Below are 18,140 nucleotides of genomic sequence, written 5' to 3'. Positions count from 1 at the left end.
TTTAGCTAGAAAATCTAGCTAAAATTTTCATATATCCATAGCTGAGATGAAGCTTTTTATTCTTTCGTTTTGGCTATTGAAAAACTCATCTACCAAGCCATCAAACGCGATCACACCTTTATCTAAAAACAAAATTCTATCAGCTATCTTTCTAGCAAAATTCATATTATGAGTGACGATGATCATAGACTTTTTTTCTTTTGCAAGAGATAAAATAACCTTTAAAACTTCGGCTTCAAGCTCTGGATCAAGCGCACTTGTAGGCTCGTCAAGTAGCAAAAAGTATGGATTTACGGCCAGGGCTCTAGCGATGGCTACACGCTGTGCTTGACCGCCAGAGAGCCTGTTTGGATAGGTATCTTCTTTCTGACTAAGCCCCACTTTAGCTAAAAGCTCTTTTGCCTCTTTTATCGCTTCGTTTTTATCCTTTTTTTGAACATAGATCGGAGCTTCGGTGACATTTTGAAGCGCTGTTAGGTGCGGGAAGAGGTTGAAGCTTTGAAAAACCATGCCTGTTTTTTTACGAATTTCTAAAAGCTTTTTTGAGCTAAGCTTCTCTTTAAAATTTACAGCTCTATCATCTACCTCTAAAATGCCACTTTGTGGGATCTCAAGTAAATTTATGCATCTAAGAAGCGTTGATTTGCCACAACCAGATGAGCCAACTATCACGGTCGTTTGCCCCTCTTTGAAGCTTGTATTTATGTTATCTAGCACCAAATGATCGCCGTAAGATTTGCTTATATTTTTAAAATTTATAGCCATTAGACATACCTTGAGACAGCTTTTTCAAGCCTTGATTGAAGATAGGTTAAGAGTGTGCAAGCCACCAGGTAGATAAGTGCTGCTAGGATGTAGAGGATGAGTGGCTCAAAAGTCCTTGCTGCGATCCTTTGAGCAACCATAAACATATCAACCATCGTTATAGAAGCTGCTAGTGAAGTATCTTTAACAAGGCCTATAAATGTGTTAGAAAGCGGTGGCAACGAGATCCTTACTGCTTGGGGTGCGATGATACGTTTTAAAATTTGATAGTGCGTCATGCCAAGCGATGTTGCAGCCTCCCACTGACCTTTTGGCACAGAAAGAATGGCAGCCCTTACAGATTCAGACGCATAAGCACCTACGTTTAGGCTAAACGCTATAGTAGCAGCACTCCAAGTATCAAGCGTGACTCCGATGCTAGGAAGTCCATAAAATACGATAAAAAGCTGCACAAGAAGTGGCGTGCCGCGAAATATCCAAACGTAGGTGGCAAATATAAATTTTAAAATTTTTATATTTGAAAGCCTCGCTACTGCTGTGATAATGGCGATGACAAGCCCTAGCGAAAACGAGAGCAAAGTAAGAGGGATCGTCACTTTTAAAAGCGCGATAATCATCGGTAGCGTCGAGCTTGAAACAAGCTCGATCACTCTATCTAAATTTTCCATTTTTGCCTTGTTGGTTTATAAATTTATTTTGAGACGTCTTTGCCAAAGTAGCTTTTTGAGATAGCTTCTAGTTTGCCCTCTTTTGAAAGCTCAGTTAAAGCATTTGAAATTTGCTCTGCAAGCTCGGCATTGTCTTTCTTAACAGCTGCTGCTGTGTAGTCTTTTTCATCAAGTGAGGCAGCTATCTTTACAGGCGCGTTTGGACGCTCTTTTATGAAGTCGTAAAATACGATGTTGTCTCTTACGACAGCATCTACGCGTCTTGATATAAGAAGCTCCATACTTTTAGCAAAACTATCTGTTACGACGTGTTCAGCGCCGTATTTTACGGCAACTTTCGCCCAGTTGCTCGTAGCTGAGTCGGCATTTTTTTTGCCTTTTAGGTCGGCAAAGCTTTTTATGTCGTTATTATCTTTTCTAGTGATGATGGCACCAAATGTCACAGTATAAGGCACTGAAAAAGCATATTTTTTCTTTCTCTCATCAGTTATGCTTACTTGATTAAATACAACATCGGCCTTACCAGCGTCAAATGCTGCTAGCATCGCATCCCAAGGAGCTGTTAGAAACTCAACTTTTAAATTTAGCTTTTGCGCTACTGCTCTTGCGATATCTACATCGTATCCTACTAGCTCATTTTTATCATTATAAAATGTAAAAGGAGCGTAAGTGCCTTCAGTTGCTACTGTTAGCACGCCGTCTTTTATAGTTTTTGCTTGTAAATTTAGAGCCATTGCAAGCACAGCTACTACTTTTAATAAATTTGTAAATTTCATTTTAATCCTTTATTTTGAAATATCTTTTCCAAAATATTTCATCGAAATTTCACTTATCTTGCCCTCGGCTTTTAGTTCATCAAGCGCTTTGTTTATCGCTTCTAGTAGCTCGGTGTTGCCTTTTTTAACGATTGCAGCTGTTGGCATCGGCTCGTTGCTTGTGTATGCGATTTTTAGTGGCGCATTTGGGCGTTGTTTGATGTAGTCAAAAAATGTAACGTTATCGTTTATCGTATCATCAGCTCTTTTTGAGATGATAAGCTCCACGCCTTTGCTAAAGCCATCAGCTACGACCACTGTTGCGCCGTTTTTCTCGGCTATCGCTGCCCAGTTGCTAGTAGCAGAGTGTACACTCTTTTTGCCTTTTAGATCAGCAAAACTTTTGATGTCGTTGTTATCTTTATGCACGACAATTACCGGATATGGCATAGTGTAAGGCACGCTCATACCATACTTTTTCTTTCTATCCTCGTTTATACTTACTTGGTTAAACACAACATCAGCTTTACCAGCATCAAATGCAGCTAGCATCGCATCCCAAGGAGCTGTTAAAAACTCGACTTTTAAATTTAGCTTTTGTGCTACTGCTTTTGCGATATCTACATCGTATCCCACTAGCTCGCCCTTTTCATCGTAAAATGAGTAAGGTGAGTAAGTGCCTTCAGTTGCGACGATAAGTTCGCCTTTTTTGATAGTTGAAGCATTTAAATTTAAAGCTAAAAAAGCACCTGCGATCAAGCCAAAAATGGGCTTAAAATTCATTGATTCTCCTTATTTAAAAATATCTTTGCCGAAGTATTTAAGCGAAATTTCGCTTAAAGCTCCTTCCTTGCTAAGCTCATTTAGGGCAAAATTTATCTTAATTAGTAGCTCTTTGTTACCTTTTTCTACGTTATAGCCCATTTGTTCACTATTTGTATGGCATCATCTTTTATGATCTTCTAGTAAAATTTTATAAAGGTAGAATTTAGCAAACAATCGCACGAATTGCACCAAATTTAAAAAGCAATAGAAATTTTTATATAAAACTCTTTGCAAAAAATTTCAAGATTTATGCAAATATTAGTCGCAACTGCAATCTGGGTAGTATTTTGGCGCATTTTATCACGAAAAAAGAGGGCGGTGCCTCACTCCGCTAAAAGTGAGACCGCTAGAGCTTTTACGCCCTTAAAATCAACCTTGCCGCTTGCAAGCGTTGGTATATCATCAACGATGAAGATATAGCTTGGCATCATTATAGGAGCAAGGCTACTCTCTTTTAAAATTTGCTCTAAATTTTTGGGCTCTGTGCCGCTTTTTACTAAAAGCACGATCGCTTCGCCCTTTTTGCTATCTGACACGTTTGCGCTGCTAAAGACGACGTCGTTTCCAAGCACCTTTGTAAGCTCTTCTTCGACGCTTCCAAGGCTTATCATCTCGCCGCCTATCTTGGCAAATCTCGAATACCTATCTACGATAAACACAAAGCCGTTTTCATCTATGTGGCCTTTATCACCAGTTTTATAGTATCTTACGCCGTCTATATGCGTGATGACATCATTTGTTTTAGCTTCATCGTTTAGATAGCCCTTCATTACTTGCGAGCCGCCGATCACGATGAGACCGTCCTCGCCAGTTTCTAGCTCTTCAAGCGTCTCTGGGTCAATTATCTTGATGATGGTGCCAGGCAGAGGCATACCAACGCTGCCAGGTCTATTAAATGTAAGCTCTTTTAGGCTCTCTTTTTCTAGGATATTTGGCATATTTACAGCAGCTACTGGCGCAGTTTCAGTCGCGCCATATCCTTCATAAATTTCTATGCCAAATTTGAGTCTAAACTCATCTTTTATCTCAGGTTTTAGCTTCTCAGCCCCAGCTACGACCATTCTGGCACTTTGAAACATTAGCGGATGAAGCTTTTTGTTTCTGGTGTAGAGCCTAAAGAAGGTCGAGGTGCCAAAGATGATGCTAGCGCTGTGTCTTGCCGCCATTTTACCGATAGTTGCTCCATCTGTTGGATCAGGTACGCTTACCATTTTTACGCCCTCGCAAAGTGGCATGAGCGTGGTGACCGTTAGTCCAAATGAGTGAAATACTGGGAGTGAGTTTAAGATCACGTCATCTTTTTTGAAATTTAGAAGTTCGCTTATTTGTTTAATGTTTGCAAGTAAATTTTTGTGGCTTAGCTCGATGCCTTTTGGCTCGCCCTCGCTGCCACTACTAAATAAAATGGTAGCCGTATCCTCTAAGCTTACACGCTTAAAATAGCAAAGCTTGATGAGCCAAACTGGGGCAAAAAATGCAGTTAAAAGCGCTAAAAATTTCTCTTTTTTTGAGACGCTGGCTGAGAGATCTTCTGCAAATTTAGCCTTGCCACTCATCGCATCTTTTAGATCAAAGCCTTTAAGCGCTAGTTTTTCAAGAAATTTGCTAGAGGCGATGACTGTGTTTATATCTGCCTTTCTTAGGGCGTGATTTAGCGAGGTAACATTAAGCGTGTAGTTTAAATTTACGCTCACTTTGCCCATGGCAAGAAGCGCTATATTTACGATAGCTGCGATGCTTGAGCTAGGAAGTAATATGCCTATATTTTTCTCATCTTTTAGCTCGCGTTTGAAAATTTTGATAAAGACTAAAACAGCTGTTATAAATTTCAAGTTGGTTAAATTTAACCCAGTGCTGTCGCTCACGCACTCTTTAAATTTATTCTCTTTTGCGTTGCTTAGCCACTCCTCGGTTAATGGTTTTTGCCTTGAGATAAAGCTTTCCCACGATGAAAAGCTAAGCTCAAGCACCTTTTGCTTCATCTTTGCGGCGTTTATAAATGTGGTTATCGGCTTGCCAAAGGCGACGATGATGTCGCGTCTGCCGTTTTTAGAAGTGAGATCTTTATAAAATTTACTAGCTCTTGAAAAGCTAGATCCCCAAAGGCCACGAAGGTAAAATGGCACTATGCAAATTTCTTCTAGATCTCTGATGATAAGCTCAAAGCCCTTTTGAAACTCATTTATCTGACCGTTATAGCTGATGTGGCCTTCCGGAAAAAGTGCGACCACTTCGCCATTTTTTAGGCATTCCCTAACTAGCTCGATCGACTCTTTGCTCGCCCCTGCGCCTATTGGGATTACTTTAAAAAATTTAAAAATTTGCTTTAGATACCATTTGTTATAGATAGTTCTATACATGACAAATCTTATGCCCCTTGGGCTTGCAGCTTGAAGCACGAGCCAGTCGATCCAGCTGATGTGATTACCAAGAAGTAGCGCGCCGCCACTTTGTGGTAAATTTTGAAGCCCCTCAACAAAAAAGTGGTACTTTGTCTTTAAAAATGGCAGTAAAAGTAGCCTTGTGAAAAGATGTGGAAGCTGCAAAATAGCATAAAAACTGCCGATTAGGCAGACAAGTGCTGTAAAGACAAAGAGCCCAGTGGTTGAAATTTTAAAATATACTAAACCTATGCCAATAGCTAGAAATAGCAACATTGAGACGTTTTGTAAGAAGTTATTTGCCGCCATTATCTTGCCGGTAGTCTTTTGCGGGGCAAAGTATTGGATCATCGCATTTAGCGGCACTATAAAAATTCCACCAAAAAAGCCAAATGCAAATGAGCTAAGGCTCACTACGCCAATGCTTGAACCAAATGCGAAAAATAAAAGTGAGAAAAATATACCAATAGCGCCCATCGGCACGATACCAAGCTCGATGTGAAGCTTTGACATAGAGCCAGCCACGTATGATCCAAATGCGATACCAATGGCGCTTGCTGCAAGTATTGCTTGCACCGCTAGCGAGCTGTCGTCATTAAAAACGGCTTTGTAATGAGCTGGAAAAGCTGCGATGATGATCTGAGAAATTCCCCAAAATATACTAAGTCCAGCGATGCTTAGCCAGATATTTTTATCTGACCTTACTTCTTTTAAATTTTCTCTTAAATAGCTAAGGCGAATATATTTTTTAATATCAAAATTTTCGCTTGTTTCATCTTTTTCATCAATACAAGGTAACTTATAGGCAAAATACGCTTCAAGTGCGCTAAAGATCACTAAAAAGATGCCGATAGGATAGACGCTTTTTAAAATTTCTTCTGAATTTTCACCTTGGATGTATAAATTTTCAAATATAAATGAAAATAAAAATGAGCTAAAAAGTATCGCAACGATGGTGAGCGCTTGAATAATGCCATTTGCTGTGCCAAGCGCTCAGGGCCGACCAGGGCTTTGATGATGCCGTATTTTGCTGGTGAGTAGATAGCACTTTGGGCGGCTAGTATGAGCGTTAAAGCAAAGGCTACGCCAAAAGCGCCTGCAAGATAGCTAAAAAGTACTGCAACACTAATGATAAGGCCAAAAATAGCACAAATTCTTATGACTTTTGTCTTTGAGAATTTATCGTTTATAAAGCTTGAGGGCGAAAATAAAAATATAAATGGTAGCAAGATCATTGCATTTATGACGGCTGTTAGGATAAAAAGTATGTCGCCATCGTATGTTTTTAAAAGAACGTTTTGGATAGTTATTTTGTGTGCTAGATCGACGCTTGCGTTTAAAAATGCGATCGCAAGGTAGGGCAAAAAGCCAGTGACTTTTAGTAAATTCCTCATGAATAAAGCCTTTTTGGATTTAAAATTTTGTAAATCTAACAGCAAAATATTTAAAATATCATTAATAAAAAACTCTAGCCATAAATTTTGTGGTGAAATTTCTTTGAAAAAATTTAAATTTTATATGCTTTTTGATAAAATCCGCCTATCAAAAATAAGGAAAAATTTATCATGGACTATGAAATCATCGTCGTTGGCGGCGGACATGCTGGCATTGAGGCAAGTCTTGCGGCTGCTAGAATGGGCAAACAAACTTTACTGATCACTATCTTGGCCGAGCAAATAGGCGCTGCAAGCTGCAATCCAGCCATCGGAGGCCTTGCAAAGGGGCACCTTGTAAAAGAGATCGACGCACTTGGCGGTCAGATGGGACTTACGACTGACGCTGTTGGTATCCAGTTTCGCGTGCTAAATGAGAGTAAAGGTCCAGCAGTACGTGGTAGCCGCGCTCAGATCGATATGGATAGATACCGCGTTTATATGAGAAATTTGCTTTTAAACACTCCAAATTTAGAAATTTCTCAAGAGATCGCCACTGAAATTTTAAGCGAAAATGGCGAAGTAACTGGAGTTAAAACCCACCTAAATAACATCTATAACGCAAAAAAAGTGATAATTACAACTGGCACATTTTTAAACGGGCTAATCCACGTTGGATTTAACAAACTTGAAGCTGGCCGTGTGGGCGAGCTAAGCGCAAAAGATCTAAGCTCTAGTCTAAGGGAGCTTGGGCTAAATTTAGGCAGGCTAAAGACTGGAACATGCCCAAGGATCGACGCAAAAACGATAAATTTTGAAATTTTAGAAAAGCAAGATGGCGACGCAAAGCCAGTTGCATTTAGCTTTAGAACTAAAAATTTCTCCCCAACGCAGCTACCATGCTACATCGCCTATACAAACGAAATCACCCATGAGATAATCCGCTCAAATTTCGACAAAGCGCCGCTTTTTACAGGTCAGATCGAGGGCATAGGACCAAGATATTGCCCTAGTATCGAGGATAAGATAAACCGCTTTGGCGACCGCGATAGACACCACCTTTTCATCGAGCCTCAGACCCTTGAAGCGACAGAGTACTACATAAACGGCTTTTCAACGAGCCTGCCTTATGAGGTGCAAGTGCAGATGCTACGCTCCGTAAAGGGCTTTGAAAACGCCAAAATAGTAAGGCATGGATACGCCATCGAGTACGACTACGTCGAGCCAACGCAGCTAAAACATAGCTTAGAGACCAAAAAAGTAAAAGGACTATACTTGGCTGGGCAGATAAACGGCACGACAGGATACGAGGAAGCCGGCGCTCAGGGGCTAATGGCTGGTATAAACGCAGCGCTTTCGCTTGATAACAAAGAGCCGCTTATCTTGCGCCGTGATGAGGCCTATATCGGCGTTTTGATAGATGACCTTGTGACAAAAGGGACAAAAGAGCCATATAGGATGTTTACAAGTAGGGCGGAGTACCGCTTGCTTTTGCGTGAGGAAAATGCCATTTTAAGGCTTGGCGGATATGGCCATGAGCTTGGGCTTCTTGATGATGAGACTTTTAATGAAATTGAAGCTATCAGGCAAAATTTAAAAGATGGGCTTGCTTACCTTAACAATACTCAAATTACGCCGAGCAAGCAAAATTTAGAGCTTTTAGCTAGCCTTGATGAAGAGCCAATAAGCCAAAATGTGAGTCTTCAAAAGATAGTCGCACGCAAGAGCTTTACAGCTGAGAAACTAAGAAAGCTTGATCAGAAATTTGCAAATTTAGATGATGCGAGTGTGGATCAAATTTTAACCGAGTGTAAATATCAGCACTACATAAATGAGCAAAAAAATCAGATAGAAAAAATGAAAGATATGATGGATGTGAAAATTCCTGAAAATTTTGACTTTAGAGGTGTGAGTGGTCTTAGTAATGAAGTGGTCGAAAAGCTTGAGAAATTTGCACCGCCTACGCTTTTTGCTGCGAGTGAAATCTCAGGTATCACGCCAGCTGCGATTGATATCTTACATATTTATATAAAGATGAGTGAGAAAAGGCTTGGCTGATTTTGATCTTTGGTTTAGTTCAAAAAGCCATAAAACTTAAAAATTTTTATCTTAAAATCAAGATTTACGTTTAAGTTAAAATTAACATTATTTTTGCAGATTATATTTAGAAATTATACTTTTTTAATTTTTTGAGAGTATAATCGTTAAGAATTTATTTATAGAAAGGAATTTAATGTCAGTAAAGCAAGAAAGACGTAGCTTTATCGGCCTTGCGTTTGGTGCTGTGGCAGCTGTCGGCGGTGCTATGTCACTAGTGGCTGTTAAAAAGACTTGGGATCCGCTTCCAAGTGTAAAAGCTGCTGGTTTTACAACAGTTGATCTAAGTCCGATCAAAGATGGAGAAATGAGGCAGGTTGAGTGGCGTAAAAAGCCTATTTTCATCCTCAAAAAAAGTCCTGATATGGCTAAAAATGACAAAAGAGATGTTGTCGTAGGGGATGCTAGATATGTAGTTCTTATCGGACTTTGCACGCATCTTGGCTGTATACCTGAGTATAAAGCAAGCAAACAAATGTTTGTATGTGCCTGTCATGGCGGCGAATTTAATGCCGACGGAATGCAAACATACGGACCTCCTCCAAGACCACTTGATATACCACCATTTAAGATTGATGGAACCAAGCTAGTTCTAGGCGAAACAAGCCCAGAATACGAAAAATTAGTAGCAAAAGCTTAGGAGGATAGCAATGTCTTTAGCTCATAAATCAACTGGCGTTATTGACTGGCTTGATCAACGCCTAGCTTTTACAAAACTTATAAAGGTTCTAGTTAGCGAATACTGGATTCCAAAAAATATAAATTTCCTTTGGGCAATGGGCGTTATTTTAACAACGCTTTTTATGCTCTTAATTGTTACTGGTTTTTTACTTTTAATGTATTACAAACCAGATGTAAATTTAGCATTTGATAGCGTAAATTATACTATCATGCAAGAGGTCGAGTATGGCTGGCTTTGGCGTCATATTCACGCAGTTTCAGCTTCTACGATATTTCTTATTATGTATATTCACTTGCTTACTGGACTTTACTATGGTTCATACAAAAGAGGCAGAGAGGTCATTTGGATAAGCGGTATGGTGCTATTTATCTGTTTTTCAGCAGAGGCATTTAGTGGTTATATGCTCCCATGGGGACAGATGAGCTACTGGGCGGCAACTGTTATCACTCAGCTTTTTGGTGGTGTGCCAGTTATTGGCGATGCTTTAGTTGAGTGGATTAGAGGCGATTACGCAGTTGGCGACTCAACACTTACTAGATTTTTTATGCTTCATGTTTGTTTATTGCCACTTGTAACAATAGCTGTTTTGGTTATTCACTTCTACTCTTTAAGAGTTCCACACGTTAATAACCTAACAAGCGAAGATATAGACTTTGAAGTAGAGGCACAAGAGTATCTACACGGCGATAGAGCGAAATCTAAAGTTATACCATTTTGGCCAGGATTTTTAGCAAAAGACTTTATGTATGTATCATTCTTTATGATATTTGTCATCTATCTTGTTTGCTATCACTTCAATTTTGCAATGGATCCTATCAACTTTGAGCCAGCAAATCCACTAAAAACCCCACCACATATCTATCCAGAGTGGTATTTCTTGTGGCAATATGAAATTTTACGTGGCTTCTTCTTTGATATAGCCGGAATTTCTGCTTATAACATTGGTCTTATCGCGTTTGCGTTTGCAGGTGTTGCATTCATGCTTATACCTCTTCTTGATAGAAGCGACCTTGTAGCTCCAGCTCACAAAAGACCACTATTTTTTATATGGTTTTGGGTCTTAGTTATCGATCTTATCGTTTTATCTATATATGGCAAGCTCCCAACAGGTGGTTATAATGACTGGATAGGATTTTATTCATCATTGCTATTCTTGTTCTTATTTATAATTGCATTGCCAGTTATAACAATACTTGAAAGAAAGAGGGGCTAATTATGAAAGAGCTTAAAATTTTTGCCATTGTTGTTATTCTTTCAGGTGTTTTATATTGGGGTATCGAGCCTTATGCTCACACAAAGCTTCACCCTCATACTGCAAATGCTGAGTATAACTTCTCAAAAGAAGATACTGACTATGCAAAGCACTTTTTAGAGCAAAAAAAGGCAGCACTTGAGACTGCTAAGGCTAGCGGAAATAAGGCAAGTATAGATGCGGCTACAAAAGATGTAGAAGTAGCACAAAAAATTCTTGATGACTATACAGCATTTTGGAATGACATTAACTCTATTGATCTTACAAAAGGTGACGCTACAAAGGGTGCTGATACTTTTGTAGCAGCAGGATGTACAGGATGCCACGGTATAGAAGCAGCAGGTATGCCAGCTGGTATGGATGTTGAGACAGCTAGTCAAAGCTTTGGTGTAGTGCCACCAGATCTTAGTACCGCTGGTAAAATTTATGACGATAAATTCTTAGCTGCACTCATTAAAAATCCAAATATGGCTTTAAAGCTAACTCATAAATTTAACGACGAGCATCCATTTCCGATGACCGCATTTATGGGTGCTGGTGGCGATATAAATGCTGAGACTGCCGATATAGTAGCTTATTTGAAAAAGGTATCTGCTGATTATGAAAAGGCAAATAATAAGATCACTGAAGAAAAGGTTTTTGCTGATGCATGTCAAAGATGTCATGATATAAAATATGACAAAAAATATGCATTTAGCAATAAAGTAAGTCTTTCTGCTTATATGGGCTCAAACCCGCCTGATCTATCTATGATGATTCGTTCAAAAGGCGATGAGTATTTACATAAATTTATAAACGATACTCAAAAGATGCTACCAGGTACTGCAATGCCAAGAGTTGGTTTAAATAAAGCCGCTGAAGACGATGTGGTAGCTTATATCCAAAAAGTAGGCGACAAGAAAAAGGCTGAGCGCGAGAGTACAGGGCTTTATGTCATGATCTACTTCTTTATATTAGGAATTTTTGCTTGGCTTTGGAAACGCAAAGTTTGGAGCGAACTACACTAAAATTTAAGAGCCTCTTTGGCTCTTAAATCCTATCTGGTAAATTTACATATATAAATAGGTATGTGAATTCTTTTTTAAATTTATTCTTTTTTACAAATTTTAAAATTCCATTCGCTCGCAAGAATTGACTACTGATTTTTGTATGTTTGCATTTACATTTTTGGCTGTTAGGATAGGGTGATAAAAAGCATTATTTAAACCTTTTATAGAATCTCCTGGATGCAAGATAATATTTCCTATATCAGCAAGTCCTTCAATCCCACCTACTGCAAATCCACCTAGACCATATATGGTTGATTTTGTATAATCTAATATGCTGGGGTTTGTTTTAATATACAAATTATCTTTGTAAAAGTCTGAATTGTCATATGCCTTTGAAGCATACATATACCTATCCTCGTATTGCTTCTTATTCGGATTAAAGGCATTCGTACTGTCTAGGCTTGTATTATAAAAGCTGCTTTACTTTATGAAATTCGTTGCTAGTTCTATATTATATAGATCATTTGAGCTTAGGCTTTGTCTATATGCTTCATTAAATGATTTATCCGTTAAAGATACCGCTGCTTTTGCTAGGATAGATTTTGCTTCATCGTCGCTATAAATTTTATTTGTTGTAGTTTGAAGCTTTGATTTAAAGCTTGCTATATTATTTTTATTGTTTATAAAGTCTATCTCTCTTTGATGAAGCTGCCTATTATAAGTATCTGCGCTCGTAGTTATTTTATATCCTGCGTTTGCTCCTTCATTGCCATTAGTATCATTTAAATTTGGAGAAATACCACAACCGGTTATAATAAAAATGATAAGTGCTAAGATAAATTTATGAATTTAGTCATTTTCTAATCGTTGTCCTTTATATGCCAAAAAATAATTTTGCGGCACAGAAAATAAATTTGGATAATCAATTCTTATTGCTTTTTCATCAATCAAGTATTCATTAAAATCTGCAATAATTAAACTAGAAATATATCCTACATTATCCAAATCATCATCTGTAATATCTCCATTATATATAAATAATAATTTTATTATGTCGTTTTCCAATGTTACATAAACGGCACGCATATTTTGTGTAGTCTCGCCATTTAATGCTCTCTTTGTGGATGATAAAATTTTAGTAATTATTTCATTCATACAAATCCCTTATCAATTTGGATTACTCGGAACAATATGGGCACCATTTTTACCATAATGAACTATTTCTTTTGTGGTAGACAATTTGTTACCATTTTCATCTATATAATAACCAATTACTTTTCCAAAATCTATTCTTTCTTTTGAACCAGCCAATCCGATTTCTACACTATTCACCTTTTGACCTGTTCCAAATTTTGGCAAAAGATTTTCTACATCTTCTGTTAAAATACTTCTTGTTACGCCATTTTGATTGGCTGTTTTATATTCATTGGTTCCTTGTATATGTTTGTTTTGTTTATTTATATCTATCTTAACACTCTTACCCTCAGCAACAATTATTCCGTCATTGCCATTAGAATTTAGATTATTATTTGTTGTTTTATCTGCCGTTGTACCTTTTTTACTTAAATTTACATTCGATAAATTATTACCTACCTTTATGGCTGCTTTACCAGCTGCTCCAAGAGAACCTATATTTTCACCTAGTGCGTGATAATTTTTATAATTTATAGAGCTTTGATCACTTAAGACACTATCTACAAAATTTTCAGCCATAAATTCTAGGTCTCAAAAAGCTTGACACTAAAATCAGAACCGAAATTACTCGTTCATGAAATTCTAAAAATTGCTGGAATTTTGTGTATTGATAGTGTCATACGCGCTTAGTGTGCAAGAAAAGAAAAGACGGCAAATGTGAGGATGAAAACAGCCTCTAAACGAGTAAATTTGATTTTTTAAGCAAATTTACTCAGCAAAAAACCACATAAATTTACGCAAAACAGCCAAATTTAGCTCGCGTAAAATCACACTAAACGGCTAAATTTCCTTAGCAATCTTGCTCATTTTATTGAGCAGTTTTTCACGTTCATTTGGCTTTAGGTTACCGTATTGAAGCTTTGTTATCATCTGCATGAAGTCAAATTGTTTAAACATTTGTGCGTCACTTTTTAGCTCTTTTTCTAGCTTTTTATAAATTTTTTCAGTCTCTTTATTTGCTTTTTCTAAATTTTGTAAAAAGCTTCCAGTTGCGCTCATATCAAGGTCGTTTTTTTCAGCTTTATCGATGACATTTTTTAAATTTGCTAAATTTTCAGAAATTTTCATCAGCATTTCCTTTTGGATTTTAAAATTTACAGCAAATTTTATTCCTAAATTTTCTCCCACCACTTTTTTCTAGGCGGATTTTGGGTAGTGAAAACTTCTCCGATCATCGGCGTTGCGTAGTTTAGCTCAAGGTTTGTCGCTGCCTTTTCAAAACGCTTGATCGGCTCATCCCAAGCATGATAAGATAGATCAAACTTGCCCCAGTGCACCGGCACACCAAGCCTTGCACCAAGATCTTTTAGTGCTTGCGCCGACTCCTCTGGCTTCATATGCACGTAAGGCCAGCCGTCGCCGTAAGCACCATTTTCTATAAAAACTAGATCAAAGGCGCCAAATTTCTCATTTATCATCTTAAAATGCTTGCCGTATCCGCCATCTCCGCTAAAATAAAAGCTAAAGCCAGCCTTTTGGGCCGCCCAGCCACCCCAAAGCGTCGTATTTCTTTTAAATGTGCGCCCACTAAAGTGCCTTGAAGGACAAAACGTGAAGTTTAAATTTCCTATTTTTTGATTACCAAACCAGTCAAACTCATAAATTTTATTTTCATCAACGCCCCATTTTACAAGGTGAGCTTTTACACCAAGCGGCACTAGAAACTTGCAAATTCTATCCTTTAGCTCGAGTATCGTTTTATGATCAAGATGATCGTAGTGATCGTGCGAGATGAGGGCGATATCGATCACATCTGGGTAGTCACTAGCGGTGATAGCATGCTTATAGGCAAAGGGCTTACCGCCAATTGGTAGTGGAAATGCTCGGTGCAAAACTGGATCTGTGACGATGGTTTTGTCATCAAGCTTACAGATGAGGCTAACGTGCCCAAGCCAGATAAACTCGCCATTTTTGAGGGCTTTTGCATCAAATTTTAAATTTGGCAAAGGTCGCTTTGGTAGCTTACCTTTTGGTGGAAAAAGTGCTTGGCGGACGAAATTTAGCATAGATGCTTGCGGATTATTTTTTACCATATCAATCGTTGGTTCTAAATTTATAAAAACTTTGCCGTTGAAATTTGGCGAAGCCTTTATCAGCTTTTGGCTTTTAGCGTCTGGCGCGCCACCAAAAACAGGGACAAATTTCATAAAAATAAAAACTGCAACAATAAGCAAAACTATAACTATAAAAATTTCCATAAAAAGCCTTTAAATTTAAAGGTCGGATTATATTTTAGATTTTTAAATTTCAGTTTTATTTAATTAACCCGAGCTTAAATAATTAACTTGTAAATTTAAACTTAATTAAGATATTTTTACTCTTTATAGGAAAATTTTATTAATAAATATTATCCTTTAGTAAATAGATATACCTAAAAATCGATATTAAGTAGATAATCTTAAAGATATATAAAATAAAAATTTAATTCTAAAAATACAAAATTTGTCAGATAGATGACGGAATTTATTCATTGTAAGTTATAGAATTATTACAAAAATTAGGAAGGAGCGTTTGAGATGTTAAATAAAAATTTAACTATCTCTATTTTGGTGACTAACCATCACTTTAAAAGTGAGCAGGGCAGTTTAGCCTTGTTTAATGGGAGGAATTTATGAAAAAACATAAATTTGTGATTGCCGATTATAAACGCTGTATAGGATGTGCAACCTGCATGGCTGCATGTTTTAAGAGCGCTTATGAACGCGGTAAGCTGTCACGTGCAAGGCTGAGCGTATTAAGAGAGGCTAGCGGCGTTATGCCGACTCAGTGCAGACAATGCGACGATGGCCCTTGTGCGAACGTATGTCCAACCGGAGCGTTGCGATTTAATGATAATTGCATCGAACTCCATGAGGAAATTTGTATAGGCTGTAAGATGTGTACGATCGCTTGTCCTTACGGTGCGATAAGCTCAAGTGCAGAGCTAATGCCTTCAGTAAATTACGCTGTTGAGCCAAAATATAACCTTGAGGTAGAGTCACAATCAGGTGCAAAAAATATCGCTGTTAAATGTGATATGTGTTTTGGTCGTGAGAACGGACCAGCCTGTGTTGATGTCTGTCCGACGAGTGCTCTTGTTATGATTGATCCAGAAGAAGGCAAACATAAACTTGGCAAGAGGATAGATTGTGAAGCAGCGAATAAGTTTGCTACTAAAATTTTAAACGGACAAGGAGCATAAGATGACTACGGTTTATATGCTATTTCTTGTAAGTGCCGTCGTTAGCATCTTGCTTTATTGTGCTCCAAAGGCCGCTGTAAAGGTTGGTTTTGGACTAAGCGCTTTAAGCTGTTTTTACGCGATGTGTCACTTTGTTGCAAATATGGGAGTAAGCGATAGCTTTGCTCTTATGGATGGCTTTTTGTATTCGCCAAAATTTGCGCTAAATCCACTTGGAAATTTCTTTAGCTTTGTCGTTGTTTTCATCGGATTTGCAAGCAGCGTTTATGGTATGAGCTATGCAGATGAGTACATCAAAAAAGCAAACGTTGGCGTATTTGCATGTTTGTTTAATACATTCATCCTTTCAATGCTTCTAGTAATTAGCGCTGATAATGTATTTTGCTTTGTCGTTTTATGGGAACTTATGACTCTTATCTCATCGTTCCTTATCATAGTAAATGATGGTAAAAACACTCTAAAAGCGGTTATGGTATATCTTGGCATCGCACAAATCGGTGCATTTTGTATCACCTGTGGTTTGCTTATCACTGCTTACTACGCAGGAAGCTTTGAGTTTAGCGCATTTATGGGTGTTAAGATGCCATTTGGTGCTTCTGCTGCTGTATTTGCACTATTTTTGGTCGGCTTTGGTAGTAAAGCTGGTATGTGGCCATTTCACGTTTGGCTTCCACAAGCTCACCCAGCAGCCCCATCAAACGTTTCAGCCCTTATGTCAGGCGTTATGATCAAAGTTGCCCTATTTACATTAGTTAAATTTACACTTTACTTGCCACTTAGCACATATTTTGGCCTTACAATACTCGCTCTTGGTGCAGCTAGCTCACTATTTGGTGTTTTATACGCTCTTTGCCAACACGACTTCAAGGCTTTGCTTGCTTATCACTCAGTTGAGAACATAGGCATCATCTTACTAGGTCTTGGCACAGGAATTTACGGCGTTGCAGCTGGAAATTTAACACTTGCAGCAGTAGGTTTTCTAGCAGGTTGCTACCACGTAGTTAACCACGCTATATTTAAAGGTCTGCTTTTCCTTTGTGCTGGCTCAGTTATCCACGCTACTCACACACAAAATATGGACATCCTTGGTGGTCTTGCTAAAAAGATGCCATGGACAAGCCTTGGTATGTTTATAGGTATCATGGGTATCGCAGCCTTGCCTCCAGTAAACGGCTTTGTTTCAGAGTGGTTTACATATCAAGGTATGCTTCAAGGTGCGATGAGTGAGGGAACATTAGTTAGATATGCATTTACGCTTGGCGTCGTAGCTCTTGCGCTAACAGGCGTTTTGGTCGGTATGCACCTCAAACTTTATGCTGTTATATTTGCAGGTACTCCAAGAGATCAAAAAATTTGGGAAAATGCTAAAGAGAGCCCAATAGGCATGGTTCTTGGTATGATCATCCTAATGATAGGCTGCGTTGGCTTTGGTCTTGGCGCAAACTACATAGTTGATTACATCATGCAAGCTGTAAATTCTATCGCTATAAGCGACTATAAAGCTAGCCTTGGTGCTATAAATGTAACTTCACCAATAGGCAGTATGATCTCAACTCCGCTTATCGCTTTAGTTTTATGTTCGACTATGATTTTGCCATTTATCATCCTTGCTGTTATGAAAGCAAATAGAGATAAACCACGCGAGACTGATCCTTGGGCTTGTGGCTTTAAATATAGCTCACGTATGCAAATGACAGGTGGTCCATTTACAGGCGATCTTAGAAAGATCATGCAATGGCTATTTAGAGCTGATAAAAAGATCGTTACTAGAAATTATTTTGACGCGGTTGAATATCACAACCATCCAAAAGATATCTGGTGGGGAATGTTTTATGAACCAGTCATCAAATGGTGTATGAAATTTGCCGATAAACTTGGCATCGTTCAAAGCGGATACACAAACGTCTATACGCTTTATATCCTAGTTTATCTATGTGCCATACTTGCTGTGGGCTACTTTTTAGTTTAGGAGACGAAA

At 38.3% G+C, this 18,140-nt stretch carries 16 protein-coding genes and 1 pseudogene; 6 read left to right on the top strand and 11 right to left on the bottom strand.

Annotated elements, in window-relative coordinates:
* Positions 1-27 precede the first annotated feature (27 nt).
* From TH67_RS04605 to TH67_RS04580, 6 genes and pseudogenes are all read right to left on the bottom strand, one after another.
* Positions 28-765, bottom strand: coding sequence for an amino acid ABC transporter ATP-binding protein (locus TH67_RS04605; RefSeq protein WP_072594559.1), 738 nt, complete (start codon positions 763-765; stop codon positions 28-30).
* Positions 765-1,433, bottom strand: coding sequence for an amino acid ABC transporter permease (locus TH67_RS04600; protein WP_072594558.1), 669 nt, complete (start codon positions 1,431-1,433; stop codon positions 765-767). The genes TH67_RS04605 and TH67_RS04600 overlap by 1 nt, the downstream gene beginning before the upstream one ends.
* Before the next feature lie 23 nt (positions 1,434-1,456).
* Positions 1,457-2,209, bottom strand: a complete 753-nt coding sequence (locus tag TH67_RS04595; protein WP_072594557.1) for an amino acid ABC transporter substrate-binding protein — start codon at positions 2,207-2,209, stop codon at positions 1,457-1,459.
* Between the two features lie 9 nt (positions 2,210-2,218).
* A complete protein-coding gene (locus TH67_RS04590; RefSeq protein WP_072594556.1) occupies positions 2,219-2,971 on the bottom strand; it encodes an amino acid ABC transporter substrate-binding protein in 753 nt (250 codons plus the stop codon).
* A gap of 9 nt (positions 2,972-2,980) precedes the next feature.
* Entirely contained in the window at positions 2,981-3,112 is a 132-nt protein-coding gene (locus TH67_RS04585) for a transporter substrate-binding domain-containing protein (protein ID WP_257638038.1), read from the bottom strand.
* A 224-nt stretch (positions 3,113-3,336) separates the two neighbouring features.
* Positions 3,337-6,788: pseudogene (locus TH67_RS04580) on the bottom strand (acyl-[ACP]--phospholipid O-acyltransferase).
* Between the two features lie 171 nt (positions 6,789-6,959).
* Here TH67_RS04580 and mnmG point away from each other — a divergent pair.
* The 4 genes from mnmG (at position 6,960) to TH67_RS04560 (ending at position 11,805) form a co-directional block, all read left to right on the top strand.
* Entirely contained in the window at positions 6,960-8,825 is a 1,866-nt protein-coding gene (gene mnmG / locus TH67_RS04575; protein WP_072594555.1) for a tRNA uridine-5-carboxymethylaminomethyl(34) synthesis enzyme MnmG, read from the top strand.
* 175 nt (positions 8,826-9,000) lie between these two features.
* A complete protein-coding gene (gene petA, locus TH67_RS04570; protein WP_021091707.1) occupies positions 9,001-9,504 on the top strand; it encodes a ubiquinol-cytochrome c reductase iron-sulfur subunit in 504 nt (167 codons plus the stop codon).
* Positions 9,505-9,514: 10 nt separating this feature from the next.
* Complete coding sequence (locus TH67_RS04565) at positions 9,515-10,759, top strand: cytochrome b (protein WP_072594554.1); 1,245 nt, start codon at positions 9,515-9,517, stop codon at positions 10,757-10,759.
* A 2-nt stretch (positions 10,760-10,761) separates the two neighbouring features.
* On the top strand, positions 10,762-11,805 hold the full coding sequence (locus TH67_RS04560; protein WP_072594553.1) for a c-type cytochrome: 1,044 nt from the start codon (positions 10,762-10,764) through the stop codon (positions 11,803-11,805).
* A 99-nt stretch (positions 11,806-11,904) separates the two neighbouring features.
* Here the strand turns inward: TH67_RS04560 and TH67_RS04555 are convergent, their stop codons facing one another.
* From TH67_RS04555 to TH67_RS04535, 5 genes are all read right to left on the bottom strand, one after another.
* Positions 11,905-12,192 (bottom strand): hypothetical protein, encoded by a 288-nt coding sequence (locus TH67_RS04555; protein WP_072594552.1) that lies wholly within the window; start codon positions 12,190-12,192, stop codon positions 11,905-11,907.
* Positions 12,193-12,636: 444 nt separating this feature from the next.
* Positions 12,637-12,942 (bottom strand): hypothetical protein, encoded by a 306-nt coding sequence (locus TH67_RS04550; RefSeq protein WP_072594551.1) that lies wholly within the window; start codon positions 12,940-12,942, stop codon positions 12,637-12,639.
* 12 nt (positions 12,943-12,954) lie between these two features.
* The gene (locus TH67_RS04545) at positions 12,955-13,500 is read right to left on the bottom strand and encodes a polymorphic toxin type 50 domain-containing protein (RefSeq protein WP_072594550.1); all 546 of its coding nucleotides are present in this window, start codon (positions 13,498-13,500) and stop codon (positions 12,955-12,957) included.
* A 261-nt stretch (positions 13,501-13,761) separates the two neighbouring features.
* On the bottom strand, positions 13,762-14,049 hold the full coding sequence (locus TH67_RS04540) for a hypothetical protein (RefSeq protein WP_072594549.1): 288 nt from the start codon (positions 14,047-14,049) through the stop codon (positions 13,762-13,764).
* A gap of 44 nt (positions 14,050-14,093) precedes the next feature.
* The gene (locus tag TH67_RS04535; protein ID WP_072594548.1) at positions 14,094-15,179 is read right to left on the bottom strand and encodes an MBL fold metallo-hydrolase; all 1,086 of its coding nucleotides are present in this window, start codon (positions 15,177-15,179) and stop codon (positions 14,094-14,096) included.
* A gap of 413 nt (positions 15,180-15,592) precedes the next feature.
* Here TH67_RS04535 and TH67_RS04530 point away from each other — a divergent pair, with 413 nt between their 5' ends.
* Positions 15,593-16,162: a 4Fe-4S dicluster domain-containing protein gene (locus TH67_RS04530; protein WP_072594547.1), complete on the top strand. Its 570-nt coding sequence runs from the start codon at positions 15,593-15,595 to the stop codon at positions 16,160-16,162.
* Position 16,163: 1 nt separating this feature from the next.
* Positions 16,164-18,131, top strand: coding sequence for a proton-conducting transporter transmembrane domain-containing protein (locus TH67_RS04525; RefSeq protein ID WP_072594546.1), 1,968 nt, complete (start codon positions 16,164-16,166; stop codon positions 18,129-18,131).
* Positions 18,132-18,140 lie beyond the last annotated feature (9 nt).

Origin of the sequence: Campylobacter concisus, assembly GCF_001891085.1 — a bacterium.
Lineage (GTDB): Bacteria > Campylobacterota > Campylobacteria > Campylobacterales > Campylobacteraceae > Campylobacter_A > Campylobacter_A concisus_O.
The sequence above is the reverse complement of the archived record's forward strand: the minus strand, read 5'-3'. Positions and strand labels throughout refer to the sequence as shown.